Here is a 20280-nt window from a genome sequence, read left to right on the forward strand (position 1 = left end):
ATGGACACGCGCAGCATCGTCGTCATCAAGGCCATCCTGGAAGAAGGCAGCTTCCAGAAGGCCGCGCAGCGGCTCAACTGCTCCCAGTCCACTGTGACCTTTCAGGTGCGCCAGCTCGAAAACGAACTTTCCATACGGCTTTTCGAACGCCTTGGGCGGCGCATGGTCTTTACTCCTGCCGGAAAGAACATCCTGCCGCATATGGAAGCTATCCTGCATTCCATGCAGGCCATCACGGCATGCAACGATCCTGCGTCCCTGCACGGGGAGCTGCGTGTGGCTGTGGCGGAATCCCTGCTCTCCTACAAGCTCCATGCCCTGCTCGGCGATTTCGTGGAGCGGGCTCCGGCTGTGAAGCTCCAGCTGCACAGCCTCAATTGTCACGACATCAGGGAAGGCATCCTCTCCGGCCAGTATGATCTGGGAGTCTATTATGATGTGGGAGGCCATCCGCACACGCTCGAAGTACTGCCGCTCGGCCAGGCAAAGGGGATCATCGTCGCCTCCCCCCTGCTCGCTCCCGGGCTCCGGGACTTCGATACGCCCCACCAGAGGAAGGAGACCAGCTTCATTATCAATGAGCCCCGCAGCATCTATCGGGAGCGAATGGAAGCCCACCTTCGCGCCAGGGACATCCTGTTCCGCAACACTATAGAGCTTTGGAGCATCGAATCCATTAAAAAGACCGTGGCTGCCAACCTGGGAGTCTCCTTCCTGCCCACGTTTGCCGTAGAGCAGGAACTGGCCGCCGGGAGCCTGGTAGAGTTGCCGGCACGCATGTCTAACCGCCAGGTCCAGGCCATCTGCGTCTGGCATAAAAACAGGGAAAGCACGCCTGCCATGCGCCTTTTCAGGGACTTGCTGCACAACGCCGCTCTGTTCCAAGCGTAACGGCTGCGGCAGCGTACGCCTGCCGGAGCGATTTCGTCCGTTCCCAGCTCATCCAGCCCCCCTCCCCCATTTCCGCATGACAAGCCTATAACAAAGCTGTAGGGTGCCCTCCGTAACGCTCAACGGAGGATGAACATGCCGGGTTCCAATGCTACCGGATTGATGCTTGCCCTGCTCACGGCCTTATTCTGGGGGGCCCTGCCGCTGGCCCTCAAACACCTGCTTTCCACGGTGGACGCGCTTTCCATCGTCTGCCTGCGCTTCTGGGTGGCTGCTGTCTGGACCTGGGGCCTTTCCTGCCGTCATCCCGGCAACAGTACGCCGCTGGGCCGCCGGGAAAAGATTCTGCTGGTCCTGGCCGCTGCGGGCCTGAGCTGCAACTTCGTGTTCTTCAACTCGTCGGTGGCTTATCTCAGCGCCTCTGCCTGCCAGATCCTGGCACAGGCGGGCCCTGTCCTCCTCCTGCTGGGCAGTGTGTTCGTCCTGCGCGAGCCCTTCCTCCCCATCCAGGGGGGCAGCGTCATCGTCCTGCTTGCCGGTCTTCTGCTGTTCTTCAATACCCGGCTGCTGGAGCTGGCCAACGGTGACATGCTTATCGGCATGGCGCTGGGGATCATGGCCGCTGTGGTCTGGGCCAGTTACGGCATCGCCCAAAAAGTCCTGCTGCGCACGATCTCGCCCGGGCGCATCATGCGTTTCATCTATCTTGCCGGTGCCCTGGCCCTGACGCCGCTCTCCACCCCTTCGGCCTTCCTTGAGCTGGATTCGTTGCAGATGGGCTGCCTGATCTTTGCCTGCATCAATACCATTGTCGCTTATGGCGCTTTTTCCACAGCCATGAAAAACTGGCATGCCGCCAAGGTCAGCGCTGTGGTCACCACCACCCCGCTGTTCACGCTGGGACTGGAAGCCCTGGGGGCGATGGCCCTACCTCAGGTCTTTCCCCTGGAGCACCTGGGCCTGCTCAGCCTGCTGGGAGCTGTCGTCGTCGTGTTGGGGGCCATGGGCATCGCACTTGGTCCCATGCTGCACCTGCCGCACAAACGATCCTGAGCTGACCGCGCCATGCTGGCGGGATCTCACGTGGTAAAGAAAAGGCAGCCTTCCACCCTGGAAATGCAGGACATTTCCCCCTTCCAGCTTCAACTTGACAGCCCGTGTCAGACTGCTTTACAAGATACGACGCGCGCTCGTAGCTCAGTCGGATAGAGCGATTGCCTCCTAAGCAGTAGGCCGCAGGTTCGATTCCTGCCGGGCGCACCAAAATTTTAAGCACTTATGGGGGAAGCCTCATAAGTGCTTTTTTGTGCATCATGCCATTATCCAAGCTGAAAAACAGACAGGAACGAGCCCGTTCCATTGACAAAAAAAGGCCGCCTCCGGCTTTCCGAAAGCGGCCTTGACCTCTGCCTACCTGACATTTTCAACTTTTTTCAGCAACGTGGACATTTGTCTTTCAAATCCCAGTTCCGGCACACTTTCCGAAACCAGCAGGAACAGTCCGCGACCGTTGCTTTTCTCTGCCCACAGCTCTCCGATATTCCGCTTTTCTTTGGTATCGTCATTGCTCAGCAGGTGCTTGCCCTTATATTCTACCAATAGAATACGTCCATCGGTCAGCATGGCAACAAAGTCAGGATAAAATTTGTCACTGGAAGTCGGCAGCCAGAAGGAACCCACCTGTCTGTCCACATTCCTTACCCACATCTTCACATCAGGATGAAGATCAATGGCCTGGGCACAATGAAATTCCTCGCCGTAGGCCTTCAAATCACGTGGCCTATCATAGTAATGCTTTCCGAACTGGTATGCCCCAGCGTAAGGAGGGACACTCTCAGCATAGCCGTCTCGAGGAAAAGAAAAGTCTGCATTGAAGGAAACTTCAATATTTGCTGATGCTGACAACAGAAGCTGCTGAAAACCGCGTTTCTTTGCTTCCTCACGAAGATAAGCTATCTTTTTCCTGATACACTGCGCCAGTATATCCTTTCCCAAATACAGAGTGGAAAGCTCTACCCCATCCCTGTCCATCAGCCCCTGCACACAGCGGCGGCAAAACTCAAGCATGACGGGCTGATTGATATCATCAAACCTGCAGCTTCTATCCAGTGTCCGCGCCAGCAGGCCCACGCTCAGTTCTTCCGGTTCATACAGCCAACCCTGCTGCTGTACATTCACAGGGCGCCAGACAAGTTTTTCACCTTCCACATCAAACTGGAACACATGCTCCCTAGCGTCGAACTGAAACTCTCCCTCTTCCAGAGGACATGCCCCTTCCCTAATCAGCTCCAGAGGAGACCACACCCCCGCCAGCAGTTCCGGCTCCGGGATTTCCAGTTCTCCATCCAGCTCCACCAGAAGCAGCGGCACAGCAAAAGTCATGCCCTGGCTTGCCGGAGACTTCGGCATTCGCGCTGCTACCGCACTGCGATGCAGTGCTACAGTCCGCCGTATTTCATCCCGCTGCTTTTCCGCCACGCAGGACAAAATGACGCTTTCAGCCTCTCGCGACAGCATGCCTTTGCTGACGACTTCAAAGCCCGAATCCGCTTGTCGCACTTCAATGCCGTCCGCGGCTTCCGCTATTTGAGAAAAGTCCGGAACTTTTTTCAGAGGGATAACCAGCGCAGGAACACTTTTTCTGCTGTTCGCCCACTGTCCCATGGGTGAATGTGCAAAACCACCTTCGAAATTCACTTCGGGCAGTTCAAGCTGCTGGATCTGCATCGCGGCTTCATCCTCGCCGAAGCCCATGTTCAGCATTCTGTCATACATGGCAGTAGCAGCCTCGCTGAAAGTGCAGGCCGTTACATGCGCATAGGCCATGTTCAGGCGGGAGTTCTTTCTCGCCTTCGCATACGGCATGCGCATCACGCGCCCCAGAAGCTGCTCCACGTCTATGCCGGAACGAATATTGGCCACGGAACAGAACACATAGGCAAAGGAGCAATCCCAGCCTTCTTTCAGGGCTTCCACGGTAATCACATATTTCACCGGGCAGTCGCGGCTGAAAATATCCAGCGCATCCAGTTCCCTCTGTTCCCCTGTGGCCACGGCAATTTCCGCCGCCGGGATATCATGATCCAGAAGAAACTGCTTCAGTCTGTCCACCGTGCAATTCTGGTTTTTTTTCTCAGCCTGGAACAATACCAGCGGCCGGATGTACTCCTCATCCTGGGCGGCGAGTTCGGCCAGAGTTTTCCTTGTCTCCACCGCCCACAGCACGGCTTCTTCCCATGAAGGATGCTCCGCCACGTTGAAAGGTAGCTTGACCATGTCCTCCGCCTTTAAGCGGGACGGAAATACCCGGAACAGCACGTTGCTATCCACAGGCGTTGCCGTGAACTCGATGACGCAGGCCGGATTGATGCGCTTCATGACCTTGCCGGACAGCTGGGAGATCATTTTATGCGCCTCATCCACCAGCACCAGAGGACGCAGCTGATGCACCATATTCACAAAGGAATACAGAACACGCCCGTCCTCCCCCCGATCAAGGTCTGAATCCGTATTGGGAAGGTGCTGGAAATGCTGCTCAAAATTTTCATTATGCCCGTATATCTTGCGGGCGTCCTTGTTTTTTTCCTCTACCCGCAAGGTCTGCATGGTAGAAACGACGATACAGGTTGTTCCGAATATGTCGGCAGGGCGAATATTGTTGATATCTTCCACATCAAAAACGGAGACCCCCTGCAAGCCGAATGTGGCATTCAATGCTTCCCGGCAGGGATGCGAAGGGTTCCGCAACGCCTGTACTGTCTGTTTCCGTATGGTGTTGGTGGGCACAAGCCAGAGAACAAAAGGATGCTCCCTGTGAAGACAGGTTTCCGCAGCGACTCCCACGCTGTACGCGGCAAGCAGCGTTTTTCCCCCGCCTGTGGGAAGGCGCAGGCAGACATAGGGCACATTGTCCATACCCCAGCGCGCATGATAGGCCGACGGCCTCACATCGGAAGGATGTTTCGCCGTCACTTTTCCGAACGCTGCCTTTGGTCCCTGCAGGAACGCCTGTTCCAGATACTCCCTGAGTATGCCCAGCGTTTCCTTCTGATATTCCTTCAGCTCAAACATGACGGCGCTCCTAACGGCCCTTGATGTCATAGGGAGTCTGCTTGAAAACCATGTCCAGCTCCTTCATGCGCTGCGGGCTGAGCATGTTCCTTTCGCCGTACAGCACCTTCGGGCCGTCCCATGGGGGAAGGCTTTCAAGAACCCGGCGGGTAAGCACGTTGCCGCCCTGGGGCTTTTTGTCGCCCAGAATGCCGTTGTAAAGCAGATAGTAGGCCGTGCCTTCGTGAACACCCAGCAGCGGGGAATCAGCCCTGCCGGAAAGCGGTTCCCCTGTTTCACAGAACCATACATGTGCCGCAAGCTGGGCAAAGGTTATCTGTTCGCGGATGGCTCCGTCTTCGTCGAAGATGCTTTCCCCAAGTTTATAGAAGCGGAAACCTCCTCCGCCCTGCCAGTTCACGGCCTGCGATATGCCGCCCTGTTCACCGTCAACAACTTTTTGAAGACGGGGAACGCAGTGTGTTACCGCGTGTTCTCCCATTTCTATGCCGATGTAGCGGCGGCCCATTTTATGGGCCACGGCCGCCGTAGTACCGGAACCGAGGAAAGAATCCAGAACCAGATCGCCGGGATTTGTGGCAATATGAAGAATTCGCTGAATAAGGCGTTCAGGCTTGGGGGTATCAAAGGCATCTTCAGCACCAAAAAGTGCATTGATTTCTTTTTTAGCCTCATCAGTATGGCCAACTTCTTCATGTGGCCACCAGGTCCAAGGAACAAGTCCTTTTGTTTCACTTAGAAATTGCTTTCTTCTTGGAACACCGTTTCCATCGTTGCCAAAAGTAATCCTGTTGTCTTCGTAAGCCTTACGATACTCACTCTCGACAACCTTCCAACAGTTACCAGGCGGAGGGGTATGTATTTTTCCGTTAGGACTGACAATTTCATACATTTGATTTGGGCGGTAACCTTGAGCAAGCAAAGATACAGATTGCCAAGGACCACGGGAATCTTTGTCTGGGTTCTTATATATTTTTTTCTGCTTATCAGTAAGAGGTAATAGATTCCTGGAAATTTTAAATTTTTCTTTGTCTGAGACATAAACTAGAAGGTATTCATGCGAGTCACCTATTGATTCACGATTTTCTCTTGAATAGCGTTTTTGCCATGAAATAGAAGTTAGAAAAACACTTCTTCCAAATATTTCATCACATATAACTTTCAGATAATCTCTTTCAGTATCATCAATACTAATCCAAATACTTCCGTCTTCACTCAAGAATTCCCGCAGAAGCTCAAGACGCGGATACATCATGGACAGCCACTGCGTATGCTCCAAGTTGTCGTCGTAATGTTCAAAGGCGCTTCTGGTATTATATGGCGGGTCTATATAGATGCATTTCACCTTGCCCGCATAGTACGGAAGCAAGGCCTTGAGGGTTTCCAGATTGTCGCCCTGAATGAGCATATTCTGAGGGGAGCCGTCGCCGTATCGCTCAACTTCTTCCAAAAGCCGATAGGGCGCGCGTCCGGCGGCACGGAGGTCTTTTTCGCGGGTAAGCCATTGCAGAATGGGCATGGAGGTATCTCGACAGGTAGAGGTGAAAACGTTCCTGCAAAATAGCCCAGTCCTTGCCGATGGTCAAAAACAAAGGCTGAAACTTCGTGTCTTCGCCTTCTTCATCCTGCCGAGTCCACAGGGCGATCCAGGCACTGGCAAAAGACAGAAGCAGCCGCGGCAGCCTCCCGGAACGGACGGCCGGGCTGGTCCCAGCCCGGCGCTGCCAATGGCAAGGAAAACAAAAAAGCGGTCAGCCTGTTACAGCTAACCGCTTGTTTTTGTTGTGGTGCGCCCGAAGAGATTCGAACTCCTGGCCTACAGGTTCGTAGCCTGTTGCTCTATCCAGCTGAGCTACGAGCGCGTCGTGAAAAGCTATGTATAGCAATCGCCCTGCCCTGTCAAACATTTTTGCGTAAAAAAATCAATTTTTATGCAGCCGCTCTTATCGGCCGTCCCGCTTTCGATGGGACAACATGGCAGACCAGGCCCCTTTCCCACACTTTCTTCCGCCATCGGAACACCGTCTGACGACGCAGACTAGCTGCCGGATGTTACCGCAAAAGCCGGGAACAGAATCAGCCTGTGGAAATGCTCGTGAGCCCCTGGAACATGAACTATCCAGCGACCTGGTCCCACCGATTGCGACAGTTCAAAATAAGACTGAACGCCTTTGGGCTGAGAGGCGGACTATCCTTCCCCCCTCACGGACACAGGGGTACGCGGCAAGGGACATATATTGCTTTCACCATAAAAAAACGGGCTCCAGCTTCACTGGAACCCGTCTATTTTTTTATGGTCGGGATGGCGCGATTTGAACGCGCGGCCTCAGCGTCCCGAACGCTGCGCTCTAGCCAAACTGAGCCACATCCCGTTGCAAGAGAGGACATTACACCGAAGGCCTGCCGTATGCAAGCTTTTTTTTCAAAAAAATTTTTCTCCGCCATGTCAGGTGGTATCCGTTCCTGCCCGGCGGAGTCCCGGACATGGCGGTACGTGTTTTACGCATATCGGGCAATTAGGCTTTGACTTTATGAAAAAAGGGGCTAAAACGCACATACCGGTTCGTCTGCCCGGTAAAAATTTTTTTGAGGTTGCTTTATGTCGAACACAGGTTCCACGGACAATTTTGGCTACGGCCAGGAGCTGAAGCGCGAACTCAGCTTCAAGGACGTATTTGTTTACGGTATGCTGTTCATGGTGGTCATCGCCCCCATGTCCATCTATGGCTACATTTCCAAAGACAGCCATATGATGGCGCCCTTTGTCTACTTTGTGGGCATCTGCGCCATGTTCTTCACGGCCCTGAGCTACATGAAGATGAGTAACCGCTTCCCCATCGCGGGCTCTGTCTACGCCTATGTGCAGCGCGGCCTGAACCACCATGTGGGCTTCATCGCCGGTTGGCTCATCCTGCTGGACTATGTGTTCGTGCCCGCCCTGCTCTATCTGATGACCGCCAACTGGTGTGTGGAACTCTTCCCGGCCACCCCCCGCTGGATGTGGGTCATCGTGTTCGTGGGCATCAATACCCTCATCAACGTCCGCGGCATCACCTATACCGCTCGTGCCGACTGGATCATGTTCTATGTGGAAGCCGTGGTCCTGGCCCTGTTCATCGGCTTCGGCCTCAACTACGTCCTTGGTGAAGGCGGCGGCACCGGCCAGCTGGTCATGGATCCCCTGTACCGCCCCGGCGAGATGAACCTGCAGTTCATCGGCCTAGCCTGCACCATCGCCTGTCTCTCCTTCCTGGGCTTTGACGGCATCTCCACCCTGGCCGAAGAGACCCACCGCCCCGAAGTGACCATCGGCCGCGCCACCATGGCCGCTCTGCTCTGCATCGGCTTCCTTTTCATGCTCCAGACCTACGTGGCCACCATCATCCAGCCCGACATGAGCAAGATGAACCCCGACACGGCCTTCTTCGACGCTGCCGAGCTCGCCGCCGGTGACTGGTTCCGCAAGGTCCTGCTGGTGGTCAACATCCTGGCCGTGGGCATCGCCAATACCATGAACGCCCAGGCCGCCACCTCCCGCGTGCTGTACGGCATGTCCCGCGACAACGTGCTGCCCGGTGTCTCCGGCCTGTTCCGCAAGGTGCATCCCCGCTTCCAGACCCCCTACATCGCCACCATCGCCGTGGGTATCTTCTCCATCCTGGTAGCCGAGCTCTCCACCGTGGAAGACCTGGCCCGCCTGGTAAACTTCGGCGCCCTGACCTCCTTCATCCTGCTGAACCTCGCCGTGTACAATTTCTTCTGGCGTCGTGAAAAGATGCGCGGCGGCAAGGCCCTGCTCAACTATGTGATCTGCCCCTTCTGCGGCGTGCTCATCCTCGGTTATGTGTGGCTCTCCTTCGACAGCATGACCCAGATCGTGGGCTTCAGCTGGCTGGCCATCGGCCTGGTCATCGGCTACGTCAAGAGCAAGGGCTACAAGGTCGTCCCCGAAGCCTTCCGCAAGAGCGATATGGTGTAACCTTCATTGCAGGAGTTGAATCATGCAGTACTTTGACAAGGTCGTTTATACCTTCAGTGCCGACAACGAACCTACCGGCACCATCGATTCCGGCGAGATCGTCATCTTCCGCACCCAGGACTGCTTCAGCAACCAGATGCATTCCGAAAGCCAGCTGGTGACCAGCTGCGACTACAGCAAGATGAACCCCGCCACCGGCCCGCTGTTCGTGCGCGACGCCCAGCCCGGCGACGTCATCAAGGTGGAACTGCTGGACGTGCAGTGCGACACCATCGGTACCACCACCACCCTGCCCAAGATCGGCCCCCTCTGGGACAAGTGCGAGACCCGCACCAAGCGCATTCCCATCGAGAACGGCAAGGCCGTCTTCAATGACGTGACCTTCCCCATCAATCCCATGATCGGCGTCATCGGCGTGGCCCCCGAAAAGGGCAAGAGCGTGCCCTGCGGCTACCCCGGCAGCCACGGCGGCAACCTGGACTGCAAGCTGATGGTCAAGGGCAACACCGCCTATTTCCCCGTGCGCGTGGAAGGTGGTCTGGTGCAGATGGGCGACATGCACGCCGTCATGGGTGACAGCGAACTGTGCGGCACCGGTCTGGAGATCAACGGTACCGTCATCGCCCGCGTGAGCGTCATCAAGAACTGCCCGCTGGAATGGCCCGTGCTGGAAACCGCCGACACCTGGTACACCATGGCCAGCGCCGCCGGTTATGAAGAAGCCCTGCGCCACGCCAGCGTGCAGATGCAGGGCCTGGTGGCTGCCGCTACCGGCTGGGATGCCACCGACGCCTACCTGTACATGTCCCTGCGCGGCGACCTGGAAGTCTGCCAGGCCTGCAAGCCCTGCGAAGTGGACCTCATCGTGCGCCTGGGCGTGCCCAAGGCCGACATGAAGCGTCCCCTGGTGGGCTAGCCCTGCGGCCCGTCCGACGCGACGATACTGAAAAAGGCTGTCCGCATCTTGCGGGCAGCCTTTTTTCGTGTCCTTTTGCCTGAGGAACAGAAGACGCTATTTTTTCCTGTCGTGCCGGGAAAGCCGCTCCAGCAAGCGGTCGTAATAGGTGTCGTCATCAAGGTTCAGGGGACGCTGATGCTTCATGCGGGCCTGCAGGATCATGAACCGCAGTTTCTGCATCTGGCGCACGCGCTCCTGCTCGTCCTCGCAATGTTCCAGCATCTCGGCCAGATTGCTGATCTCCTTGCGCTCGGCCAGCTCCGGCGGCACGCAGCCTGCGTTGCGCAGCACCTTGTAGGCCATGCGCAGCTCCGGAGGAACATGGCTGTCGTCTTCCAGTTCCAGCGGCTTGCCCCGGCCGGGGAGGTCATCGAAATCACCCCTGGCCATGGACTCTTCGATACGACGCTCGGCAATGGACTGGATGACGGACCAGGGACTGACCTCAGACATGTTTTTCCTCCGTATCGGGAGCATCGGCCCAGAGTTTTTTCCACTCCATGATCAGCTTGAGGGCCGCCAGCGGCGAGAGCTCCTCGGGATCCAGGTCCCGCAGCAGCAGGACCAGCGGATGCGGCCCGGCGGCCGGTGCGGCCGGGATGTCGATGGGCAGGGACGGGGGCTCCTCGCGGGCGACCCGCTTCTCCATGCCGGGAAGGGCCAGCGTCTCCGTCTGGGGCGACATGCGCCGCCCCTCGCCCCGGCTTTGCTCCAGTTCCGCCAGGATGGCCCGTGCCCGCTGCACCACCGGCGCAGGCACGCCTGCCAGGCGGGCCACCTCCACGCCATAGCTGCGGTCCGCGGGACCGGGCACCAGCTTGTGCAGGAAGAGGATGTCGCCCCCGTATTCCCGGATGGCGATATTCATGGTGAACACGCCGGGCACGCGCTTTTCCAGCGCCGTGAGCTCGTGATAATGGGTGGCGAACAGGGTGCGCACCTCGCCGTGCGCCCGGGCCGCCAGATCTTCCACCACGGCCCAGGCCAGAGCAACACCGTCATAGGTGCTGGTGCCGCGCCCGATCTCGTCCAAAATGACCAGGCTGCGCTTGGTGGCCTGCCGCAGGATACGGGCCGTCTCCATCATCTCGACCATGAAGGTGCTCTGCCCCTGGGCCAGATTGTCCGAAGCGCCCACGCGCGAGAACAACCTGTCCACCAGCCCCAAGCGCGCCCGTGTGGCCGGGACCATGGAACCGGTCTGCGCCAGCAGGCAGATGATGGCTACCTGCCGCAGCACCGTGGACTTGCCCGCCATGTTGGGGCCGGTGAGCAGGCACAGACGGCGGCGGGAATCCAGCGTGATGTTATTGGGCACGAAATTGGCCGCGCCGATCATGGCTTCCACCACCGGGTGGCGACCTTCCTCGATAAAAATGTCGGCACTGCTGTCCAGCTCGGGACGGCACCAGCCGTTGCGACGCCCCACCTCGGCAAGGCTCTGCCAGTAGTCCAGATGGGCGATGACATCGGCCATGTGCAGGATGCGCTCCCGCTGTTGGGCCATAAAGGTACGCAGATCCTGATAGAGCTGATATTCCAGCGTTTTGCGTTTTTCAGAAGCGGAAAGGAGCGCTTCTTCCAGCTCCTTGAGGGCGGGCGTGGTGAAGCGTTCGGCATTGGCCAGGGTCTGGCGGCGGATGAAATGCTCCGGCACCGGCCCGCTGTGCGCGGCCTTGCTCAATTCGTAATAATAGCCGAAGACCCGGTTGAATCCCAGCTTGAGTTTGGCGATGCCGGTCTCCTGCTGTTCGCGGGCCAGCTCTTCCTGCAATTTCTGCTCGCCGTGTTCCACAAGATCCAGCAGGCGGTCCAGCTCGGCATTGTATCCGGCCTTGAACAGACCGCCGTCCGTGATGACCACCGGCGGACTGTCCACCAGCGCGCTGTGCAGCAGATGCGCACAATCGGCCAGATCGTCCCAGCCTTTGAGCAGCTCATGGATGACACGGGGCGCGTCCTCCCCGTTCTCCTGCCCGGGCAGCGGGTATTTCCCGTCCAAGGGCTGCGTCAAGGCCGCCAGAACGGCAGGCAGGGCCGCCAGGCTGTTGCCGAGGGCGATGAAATCCCGCGGGGTAGCCCGGTTGACCGTCACGCGCGTGGAAAGGCGCTCCAGATCATAGACGTCCTTCAGGGCTTCCCGCAGCAGGGCCCGGCGGTTGTCGTCATCGTGCAGCAGGGCCACGGCGTCCTGCACGGCCAGGATGGGGGCCGCTTCGCGCCACGGATGCCGCAGCATGTCTTCCAGCAGGCGGCCGCCCATGGGCGTCATGGTATCGTCCAGCACATGCCGCAGGGTCCCCTTGCCCTTGCGGCCGTTGAGGCGCTGGAAGATCTCCAGATTGCGTTCCGTCACGTCGTCCACCAGCATGTGACGGCCCAGGTCCAGCGGCTGGAAGGGCATCAGATGCTCGGGGCGGCGTTTCTGGGTCTGCTCCAGATAGACCAGCAGCGCGCCGCAGGCCCGCACGAGGCAGGGCTTGTTCTGCAGGCCCAGGGCTGCCAGTTCCTGCACGGACTGGGCTTCCAGCAAACGGCGTTCGGCCTTGCGGGCGTCGAAACCGGCCACCGGGCGACGCAGCAGGCGCACGCCTTCCAGCAGGCATTTGGGCGGCAATTCCTTGTCGTCCGGCACCAGCAGCTCGCGCGGGGCCAGCTTCTGGATCCATTGCCAAAGCTCGGGCAGGCGCTTCACCTCCATGCCGGACCACTGGCCCGTGGAGATGTCCGCCCAGACGAAGGCCCCGTTGTGTCCCTCCCAGAAAGCGGCTCCCAGATAATTGTGGCTGCGGGCGTCCAGGTTGGCGTCTTCCAGCACGGTGCCGGGCGTCACCACGCAGGTCACGGCCCGCTGCACCAGCCCCTTGGCGGCCTTGGGGTCTTCGGTCTGGTCGCAGATGGCCACATGGAAGCCCTTGTCGATGAGCTGGGCGATGTAGGCCTGCGCGGCATGCCAGGGCACACCGCACATGGGCACGGGATTTTCCGTGTCGCGGCTGCGGCTGGTCAGGGCGATCTGTAGTTCCCGGGCCGCGGTGACGGCATCGTCGAAGAACAGCTCGTAAAAGTCGCCCATCCGATAGAACAGCAGCGCATCAGGGTAGTCGGCCTTGATGCGCAGATACTGCTCGAACATGGGAGTCAGCTTGGGAGTTTTTTCTGCCATATGCGTAATTGCGCAGCGGCGCCATCCAAGGACGACGCCGCTGCAGAAAAATGCGCCTGATGCGCGGGGGAAAAGGGACTAGGCCTTGTCAGGGTCGGGAGCGGTCACTTCTTCCGGCTTGGCCTCGGCCTTTTCCTTGGCAGGAGCGGCTTCGATGGCCTGGGCCTTTTCCTGGGAGACCTTGCGGAGGAAATCGCCGCGCGCGGTCTCACCGTCCAGGCTCTTCTTCAGCTTGGCCACTTCACGTTCCAGAGCGGACACACGCCACTTGCTCTTCATGTAACGGGCCGTCAGGTGCATCTTGTCCCACAGCAGCAGGGCCACCGCCAGCAGGGCACCCACGAAGAAGGCCACGATGACGATGAAGTAGAACGGCAGCGGGATGGACGTCATCTCAGGCACGAAGAAGAGATTGAGTTTGAGCGTCATGGCCGTCGACAGGGCCGTCTGGTTCTGGAAGAAGAAGACCAGACTGAAGAAAATCAGCAGAACAAGTAACAGGACCTTTATATAGCGCATAGTCTCCTCCTCTGCGCGGTGGTGTTCAAAACCTGTCGAAATACGGCTTCAGATGAGCATAGCTGCTGCGCAGGTGTTCCGGGATCGTGCGCACCTCGTCCATCACGGCCATGAAGGAGGAATCCCCGTTCCAGCGCGGCACGAGATGGAAGTGCAGATGTTCCCGGATACCGGCTCCGGCAGCCTGCCCCTGGTTGAGGCCGATATTGATGCCTTCGCAGTGAAAATGTTCCTGCAGCACCAGCGTGCAGCGCTGCATCAGGTCCATGATCTCGTGCGTCTCATCCGTTTCAAGCTGGGCCAGCGCCATCACATGCCGATAGGGACAGACCATGATATGCCCGTTGCTGTACGGGAATTTGTTCATGATCACAAAAGCATGCCTGCCCCGGTACAGGACGAGCCGCTCCTCGTCTTCATCCCTGCTTTCGGGAAGACAAAAAACACAGCTGTCCGGTTTGGGGCCAAGGATGTACTCGATGCGCCAGGGCGTCCACAATTGTTTCATTTTCTTTTCCTCAATACACGGCTTGCGCGCCAAGGGCAAGTCCTGCCCTGAACGCCGCTCTTTTATTTAGGAAATACGCCTTCCTGCCGGGCCATGTCCAGCGCCAGACGACGCTGGCTGTCCACATCCGGGGTCTCCCCGTCCAGCTTGCCGACCAGTACGGCCCGCAGGATGCGCCCGAACAGCGGTCCCGGCGCGATACCCATGTCACGCAGATCCCGGCCGTCGATATCCGGCTTTTCACGGCGCCACTGGGTGATGTAACGGGAAAGGTTCTTTTGCAGCCCGCTGTCTTCCACACCGGCCATGATGTAGAGCAGGAATTCCAGCGAGAATTTTTCCAGCAGCAGATACAGCTCGCTGATCCTGCCTGTTCCGGCCTCAAAGGCCTTTTGCCAGCGGGCCAACTTGGGCTGCACATGCCGCATGGACTCCCGCTGCTGCAAGATCTCCTGCTTGCGACCTTCGGGCAGCCCCAGGGCGGCGAAATTGGCGGAGACTTCGGCATAGTTCAGCCGGTGTCCCAGGGCCAGGAAGTAGATCAGCCAGTTCTCGACGCTCTCATCGAAATACAGCAGGCGGTACCAGTTGAGCATGGAGCGCACCTGCTGCAGGATCTGGCGCTTGCTCGGCGTCAAGGTCAGGGAGGGCCCCAGGGCCCGCAGCAGGCCCAGGCCATCCAGGCGCTCGAAACAGGCCGCCGGATCGTCTTCGTCACATATGTGGGTATATTCGTTGAAGATACGCTTTCCGGACAGTTTGTCCAGCATATGCAGGCTGAGCAGGTTCTTGATGAGCTTTTCCGCGCTGGGCCCGATATGGAAGCCATAGCGCTGTTCAAAGCGCACCGCCCGCAGGCTGCGTGTGGGGTCTTCCACGAAACTCAGGGTGTGCAGCACGCGCAGCACGCCTTCCTTGATGTCACGCTGCCCGCCGAAAAAGTCCACCAGCTGCCCGTAGGGCGTGCAGTCCAGGCGGATGGCCAGGGCATTGATGGTGAAGTCGCGCCGGAACAGGTCCATCTTGATGGACGAGAGCTCCACCGTGGGCAGCGCCGCCGGGGATTCGTAATACTCCAGGCGCGCGGTGGCCACGTCGATGCGCTGTTCCAGGCCGTCTTCGTCATGGTAGATGACCATGGACGTCAAAAACTTGCGATGTTCACGCACACGGCCGCCCAGTTCGGCAGCCAGGGCACGGGCAAAGGCCACGCCTTCGCCCTCCACCACGAAATCCACGTCATGGTTGGGCCGGTCCAGCAAAAGGTCGCGCACGAAGCCGCCCACCACATAGACAGGCATGTTCAGCTGCTGTCCCAGACGGCCCGCCAGCTCCAGCAGATGGCGCACCCGTGCGGGCAGACGGTCACGCAGCAGCTTGGCCACATTGCGTTCGCGCGAGCTGTTCTCCTGATAGTCCAGGACCTGACCGGGCTCGGAGGTCATGACGTTGATGAGGTCCGTGCGGGTCACCACCCCCACCACCAGATCCTTGTCCACGATGGGCACCAGACGCTGCCGGCCGCCCACGATGATGGACGAGATATCCCGCAAAGGCGCATCCGGGGCCAGGCTCTTGATATTGCGACGCATGTAGTCGTCCACAGGCCGGTCGCCCAGCTTGTGGCTGGTGGCGCGGGAAGCCGTCTGAGCATCCAGGATTCCGATGCAGTGGCGTGTCCCGGGCTTGAAGACAGGCACGGCCTTGAGGCCGAAATGCATCATCAGGGTATCGGCCTCACGCATGCTGCGGTCCGACTCGATCCCCACCGCCGGTGACGACATATAATCGCTGGCGGTCTTTTCCGGCCCTGCCTGCATGTGCAGATTGCGCACGATGGCGTCATGGACCTCGTTGAGGGTCAGGTTGCGGATGGAGGCCGAGGCGGCATAGGCATGACCGCCCCCGCCCAGCTCCGCACAAATGCGGCCCACATTGATGGCATCGCTGCGGCTGCGGGCCACCACCTGCACCCTGTCCTCCATGCGGCCCACGGCAAAAAGCACGGTGAACTTCTCCATCTCCATCAGCCGGTGGGCCAGATAGGCGAAATCCCCCAGGTAGTGCTCCATGGAGGCCTCGGCGATGACCACCGGCTCATTGTTGATATGGTAGACGCGCGCCGATTCCAGCAAACTGTTGAGGGCCCGCACATGCAGGCTGGTCAGCTCATGGGCCGCCATCTCGTTGATGGCGTTGACATCCATGCCCTGGGTCAGCAGCCAGGCCGAGCTTTCAAAATCCAGCGGTGTGGTGGAACTGTAGGTGAACGAGCCCGTATCCCCGTAGATGCCGAGCCCCAGCAGGGTGGCATCCGCGGCTTCCAGCACGACCCCCCGTTGCCGCAACTCCCGCACCAGCAGGGCCGTGACCGAGCCCACTGTCTCCACATGGCTCGTCTGGGCCGGGACGTCTTCGGACGACGCCGGATGATGATCCCAGACCTCGACGGTAACCCCTTCCCTGTCCAGCAGAGTCGACACATGCCGGACACGCTCCCTCTGGCGCGTATCCACCAGCACGAGATGCGTGATCTCGTCCCAGGGGATGTCGGCACTTTCGGTCAGATGGTAGCGTTTGGCATCCAGCGAGGCCACGACCTTTTGCAGGCCGCGTTCCTGCGTCCCGGGAAACAGCAGCAAGCTGCCGGGGTAGAGGAAGTGGGCAGCCAGCATGGCCGCAAAGGAATCGAAATCGGCATTGGCATGGCAGGTGACCAGGATCCGGGGAGAAGATGCGGACATTACGACTGACTCCGTGGATGGAACTGCCTGTGCAGGGCATGGAGACGCTCGGCCTGCACATGGGTATAGATCTCGGTGGCGCTGATGTCGGCATGGCCCAGCAAAAGCTGCACGGCCCGCAGGTCAGCCCCTCCTTCCAGCAGGTGGGTGGCAAAGGAATGGCGGAAGGTGTGCGGCGAGATGGAGCGCCGTATGCCCGCCAGCAAGGCGTATTTTTTGACCATCTTCCAGACGTACTGGCGGCTCAGGCCCTTGCCGGAACGGTTGAGGAAAAGGTAACGGCTTTGGGGCGAAAAGTCGTCACGCCAGAAGGACAACCACTGCTGCAACAGATCGAGCACCAGGGAATGGAGCGGGACCAGTCTGTCCTTGGCGCCCTTGCCCGACACCAGCACCAGCCCCCGCTGCATGTCCACATCCGCCACCAGCAGATTGCAGACCTCCGAGACGCGCAGGCCCGCCGCATAGAGCATTTCCAGCAGGCAGCGGTCACGACGGCCGCATTTCTCGCGCATGTCCGGCAATTGCAGCAAGCGGTCCATCTCAGCCTTGCTCAGGACTTCCGGCAGGTATTGGGGCAGACGCGGGCTTTCCAGCAGGCTGGCGGGATTGCTCTCCAGCAGACCTTCTTCCACCGTGTATTCGAAAAAGCCGCGCAATGCCGACAAACGCCGGGCCAGCGTGCGCCCCGCATTCTTCCGGGCCCGCAGCCAGGCCAGATACAGGAACAGATCATGCTCATCGAGGCTGGTCTTGTCACCGGCATCCAGCTCATCAAGGAAAAGGAAAAAGTTTTCCAGATCCTGCCGGTATGAGACCACCGTACGCATGGAAAGGCCCCGCTGGGCCAGCAGGTATTCCCCCCAGGCCGGGATCTGTTTTTTCAGGATCTGCAGGGATCGCTCCGTCGCCTCAGGCAATGCACTTTTTTCCGTCATGTCATCATGCTAGCTGCCTTGGACGGATTGGGCAAGATTTTTGACAGCATCCGGGCAAATGTCTACAAGAAGGCCATGACCGCACCGACCATCACCGTTTTCGTCTGCCTGGGGTCCAACACACCCGATGCCGCCCATATGCTCTCCCTGGCCGTGGAGCGGCTGCATGCCCTGCCCCGTGCCCGGGTGGATGCGCTCTCCGGCATCTATCTGACCGAACCGCAGGATTATGTGGATCAGCCCTGGTTCCACAATCAGGTCGTCCGCATGGAGCTGGAGACCGACTGGACCCCGCAGAGCTTTGTCCAGGCCTTGCTGGCGGAGGAAAAACTGCTGGGCAGACAGCGTAGCAGTGATCCGGCCCTGCGCTTCGGACCGCGCTGCATCGACATGGATTTGCTGCTCTTTGGGGACCGGCAGTGCGACGCGCCGGAAAGCATCGTCCCCCATCCGCGCATGTGCCAGCGTGCCTTCGTCCTCATCCCTCTGTGTGATGTGGGCGCCGCCTGTCGCATCCACGGCCGCACCCCGGCACAATGGCTGGCCGAGCTCGAATATCGACAGGAAGGTCAGAGAATTTTTCAGTGACGCGCAAAAGCTCTTATGCTATTCTGAGTTGCGATAAAGAATGAGACCCTGCTCTAGGCAGGAGAAGGAGAGCGACCCTATGTGGAAATGGCTTGTGCTGGGTCTGGCCGTTTACGTCCTGTACCGACTGTTTGCCAATGATTTTCTGAAGAAGAAAAAGGAAAACGCCGAAGACCAGGCCGCTGAAGTCGAGCGCAAGGTCGCTGCCGGCGAAATGGTCAAAGATCCTGAATGCGGCACCTATGTCTCTGTGGACGGCAATATCTCCGTGCGTGACGGCGATAAAGTCTACCGTTTCTGCAGCTACGAATGCCGTGACAAATTCCTGGAACGTCTCCAGGAAGGCGGCCGTGAGCTCCCGCCCCGCGACTAAGCAGCGCGTTTATCCCGATTCCCAAGCCCGTCATTGTACGGGCTTTTTCTTTTTGCAGGCAGGAGGCCCGAACCTGAGGGAAGTGTCCGCAGGTCCTTTGGGCATAGGGGACACTGCTTTTTTTCTTCCAGGCAGAATTCCTTGGATAAACCATGAATCGTCGTTTCCGGCCCCCAACCAACTCCCCATACTAACTCCAGCCCCCAAATAGGAACTGCCCGGGATCCAGCGGGTCTCGAGCAGTTTATCATCGTTCCTCCTGAAGATGAGGCATGCTGCCCAGCACCCGGGGCCATGCGCATACCTCACTCAAGCCCGCAGGCGTCCTCCAGGAATCATCCTATATCGCCGATCGAGTAATGAACGCCTACGATGGAGAATGCCATCCGGGACGCAGAGCGTATCAGCTCTCACCAAGCCGCTGCCAAACGAGGAGCAGATCCTCATCTATCTTTTCAACGGCGCGGTGAATTCCACCCAGATCACCGCCCCCAACTCCACCTCCTTGGATGCACCCTGATGCTCCATCTTTTCCCTGTCCGTCTTTAAAGCCGCAAAACCCCACCAGCCCGGCCAGGGGGCACAATACGTAAAGACACCGTTCTCATCCGTTTTGATCACCTGGGTTATGAAGTAGACATTGGGGATCATATAGACATCATCACGATTGTAGAATTCCACTTCCACCTCAGCACCGGGAACAGGTTTGCCATCCAGCAATACACGGCCCTGGAAAATATTGCCGCTATAGTTGGCAAAAGGACGAGTCAGAGGAACGATCTCCATTTTCAGCCCCAAAGGAACATCCCAGCCTTTTTCTTCGCCAAAGGCCGCCACGACAGTCTTGGTATAGTGGATGATGAAGCGGTCTTCTTCGGGATCAAAATAGGGGGCAGGCTCCGTGGCAAACTGGTACACGCCGGGCTGTTTGACCTCATAGACAGCCCGCCAAGCCTGATGCCCTATGATGGTAGCCGGCTTGAGCATCGCCTTGAGATCTTCCACCTTCCCGTCCCTGGTAACCGTCAGGGACTTTGGCTGCTGCATATCCAGGCCCCGCATCTCCATGGGATAAGCGGAGAAAATATCCAGCTTCAAGGAAGATTCTTTGTCTTCCATTACCGTCGAAGACGAGGGAATGAGCATACTGAACTGGGCTTCCGCCCGACCACACAGACACATACACAGAGCAACTGCCATGCATGCTATTTTCCACATGCTGCTTTCTCCTTGGATCTCGTCAAATAGGGATCTTCGCCCACTGCCCCGTGGATACCTGCAGGTACAAAAAAGAGCACATTGACTTTCAACTTGCTCGGGCTCTTCCCACTTACGCTACATGTCAACCAAAAGACAACACCCTGTCAATATTGCGGATCTCTCAAAAAAGCTGCTCAAAGGTACAACTGTAACAGGTGAACTCAGGCTCTGCCTGCGGGAGGATGGAAGTGCCTGTGAAGAAGAGGAGGCTCTCCCATCCTCGCACAGGCCCCACCGGCAAAAGTTTTTGGAAGGGAGCGGAGCGGGGACAAAAAAAGACCCCCC

At 58.5% G+C, this 20280-nt stretch carries 15 protein-coding genes and 3 tRNA genes; 7 read left to right on the forward strand and 11 right to left on the reverse strand.

From position 1 onward, the window contains the following. From ACQRBR_RS09060 to ACQRBR_RS09070, 3 genes are all read left to right on the forward strand, one after another. Nucleotides 1–891: a LysR family transcriptional regulator gene (locus ACQRBR_RS09060; RefSeq protein WP_427812819.1), complete on the forward strand. Its 891-nt coding sequence runs from the start codon at nucleotides 1–3 to the stop codon at nucleotides 889–891. Nucleotides 892–1026: 135 nt separating this feature from the next. Next, on the forward strand, nucleotides 1027–1944 hold the full coding sequence (locus ACQRBR_RS09065) for a DMT family transporter (protein WP_427812820.1): 918 nt from the start codon (nucleotides 1027–1029) through the stop codon (nucleotides 1942–1944). Between the two features lie 133 nt (nucleotides 1945–2077). Next, nucleotides 2078–2154, forward strand: a tRNA-Arg gene (locus tag ACQRBR_RS09070). 147 nt (nucleotides 2155–2301) lie between these two features. On the opposite strand, the gene ACQRBR_RS09075 is transcribed toward ACQRBR_RS09070, so the two are convergent. The 4 genes from ACQRBR_RS09075 to ACQRBR_RS09090 form a co-directional block, all read right to left on the reverse strand. Continuing rightward, nucleotides 2302–4962 (reverse strand): DEAD/DEAH box helicase, encoded by a 2661-nt coding sequence (locus ACQRBR_RS09075; RefSeq protein WP_427812821.1) that lies wholly within the window; start codon nucleotides 4960–4962, stop codon nucleotides 2302–2304. Nucleotides 4963–4972: 10 nt separating this feature from the next. Further along, nucleotides 4973–6481, reverse strand: a complete 1509-nt coding sequence (locus ACQRBR_RS09080; RefSeq protein WP_427812822.1) for a site-specific DNA-methyltransferase — start codon at nucleotides 6479–6481, stop codon at nucleotides 4973–4975. A gap of 266 nt (nucleotides 6482–6747) precedes the next feature. After that, a tRNA-Arg gene (locus ACQRBR_RS09085) sits at nucleotides 6748–6824 on the reverse strand. A gap of 432 nt (nucleotides 6825–7256) precedes the next feature. Beyond that, a tRNA-Pro gene (locus ACQRBR_RS09090) sits at nucleotides 7257–7334 on the reverse strand. Between the two features lie 227 nt (nucleotides 7335–7561). Between ACQRBR_RS09090 and ACQRBR_RS09095 the strand changes: the two genes are divergently transcribed. Together ACQRBR_RS09095 and ACQRBR_RS09100 are read left to right on the forward strand one after the other, a co-directional pair. Next, complete coding sequence (locus tag ACQRBR_RS09095) at nucleotides 7562–8941, forward strand: APC family permease (protein WP_204626489.1); 1380 nt, start codon at nucleotides 7562–7564, stop codon at nucleotides 8939–8941. 22 nt (nucleotides 8942–8963) lie between these two features. Continuing rightward, nucleotides 8964–9857: an acetamidase/formamidase family protein gene (locus ACQRBR_RS09100; RefSeq protein ID WP_278338559.1), complete on the forward strand. Its 894-nt coding sequence runs from the start codon at nucleotides 8964–8966 to the stop codon at nucleotides 9855–9857. A 96-nt stretch (nucleotides 9858–9953) separates the two neighbouring features. On the opposite strand, the gene ACQRBR_RS09105 is transcribed toward ACQRBR_RS09100, so the two are convergent. The 6 genes from ACQRBR_RS09105 to xerD form a co-directional block, all read right to left on the reverse strand. Further along, entirely contained in the window at nucleotides 9954–10352 is a 399-nt protein-coding gene (locus ACQRBR_RS09105) for a DnaJ family domain-containing protein (protein ID WP_427812823.1), read from the reverse strand. Continuing rightward, nucleotides 10345–13065, reverse strand: coding sequence for a DNA mismatch repair protein MutS (mutS, locus tag ACQRBR_RS09110; RefSeq protein ID WP_427812824.1), 2721 nt, complete (start codon nucleotides 13063–13065; stop codon nucleotides 10345–10347). Before mutS ends, ACQRBR_RS09105 begins: the two co-directional genes overlap by 8 nt. A gap of 78 nt (nucleotides 13066–13143) precedes the next feature. Then, complete coding sequence (locus ACQRBR_RS09115; RefSeq protein ID WP_168935298.1) at nucleotides 13144–13584, reverse strand: lipopolysaccharide assembly protein LapA domain-containing protein; 441 nt, start codon at nucleotides 13582–13584, stop codon at nucleotides 13144–13146. A 25-nt stretch (nucleotides 13585–13609) separates the two neighbouring features. Then, on the reverse strand, nucleotides 13610–14092 hold the full coding sequence (locus ACQRBR_RS09120) for an HIT family protein (protein ID WP_168935299.1): 483 nt from the start codon (nucleotides 14090–14092) through the stop codon (nucleotides 13610–13612). A 62-nt stretch (nucleotides 14093–14154) separates the two neighbouring features. After that, nucleotides 14155–16836 carry a CBS domain-containing protein gene (locus ACQRBR_RS09125; protein ID WP_427812825.1) on the reverse strand — a complete coding sequence of 894 codons (2682 nt, stop codon included), beginning with the start codon at nucleotides 16834–16836 and terminating at the stop codon, nucleotides 14155–14157. Beyond that, complete coding sequence (xerD, locus tag ACQRBR_RS09130) at nucleotides 16836–17774, reverse strand: site-specific tyrosine recombinase XerD (protein WP_204626485.1); 939 nt, start codon at nucleotides 17772–17774, stop codon at nucleotides 16836–16838. The genes ACQRBR_RS09125 and xerD overlap by 1 nt, the downstream gene beginning before the upstream one ends. A gap of 6 nt (nucleotides 17775–17780) precedes the next feature. On the opposite strand from xerD, the gene folK reads away from it, so the two are divergent. Together folK and ACQRBR_RS09140 are read left to right on the forward strand one after the other, a co-directional pair. Next, nucleotides 17781–18362 carry a 2-amino-4-hydroxy-6-hydroxymethyldihydropteridine diphosphokinase gene (folK, locus tag ACQRBR_RS09135; protein ID WP_427812826.1) on the forward strand — a complete coding sequence of 194 codons (582 nt, stop codon included), beginning with the start codon at nucleotides 17781–17783 and terminating at the stop codon, nucleotides 18360–18362. A 79-nt stretch (nucleotides 18363–18441) separates the two neighbouring features. Beyond that, the gene (locus ACQRBR_RS09140) at nucleotides 18442–18735 is read left to right on the forward strand and encodes a transcriptional regulator (RefSeq protein WP_168935302.1); all 294 of its coding nucleotides are present in this window, start codon (nucleotides 18442–18444) and stop codon (nucleotides 18733–18735) included. Between the two features lie 447 nt (nucleotides 18736–19182). On the opposite strand, the gene ACQRBR_RS09145 is transcribed toward ACQRBR_RS09140, so the two are convergent. Next, nucleotides 19183–19953 carry a DUF4198 domain-containing protein gene (locus tag ACQRBR_RS09145; protein WP_427812827.1) on the reverse strand — a complete coding sequence of 257 codons (771 nt, stop codon included), beginning with the start codon at nucleotides 19951–19953 and terminating at the stop codon, nucleotides 19183–19185. Nucleotides 19954–20280 lie beyond the last annotated feature (327 nt).

The organism is Desulfovibrio sp. SGI.133, assembly GCF_050313955.1.
GTDB lineage: Bacteria > Desulfobacterota > Desulfovibrionia > Desulfovibrionales > Desulfovibrionaceae > Desulfovibrio.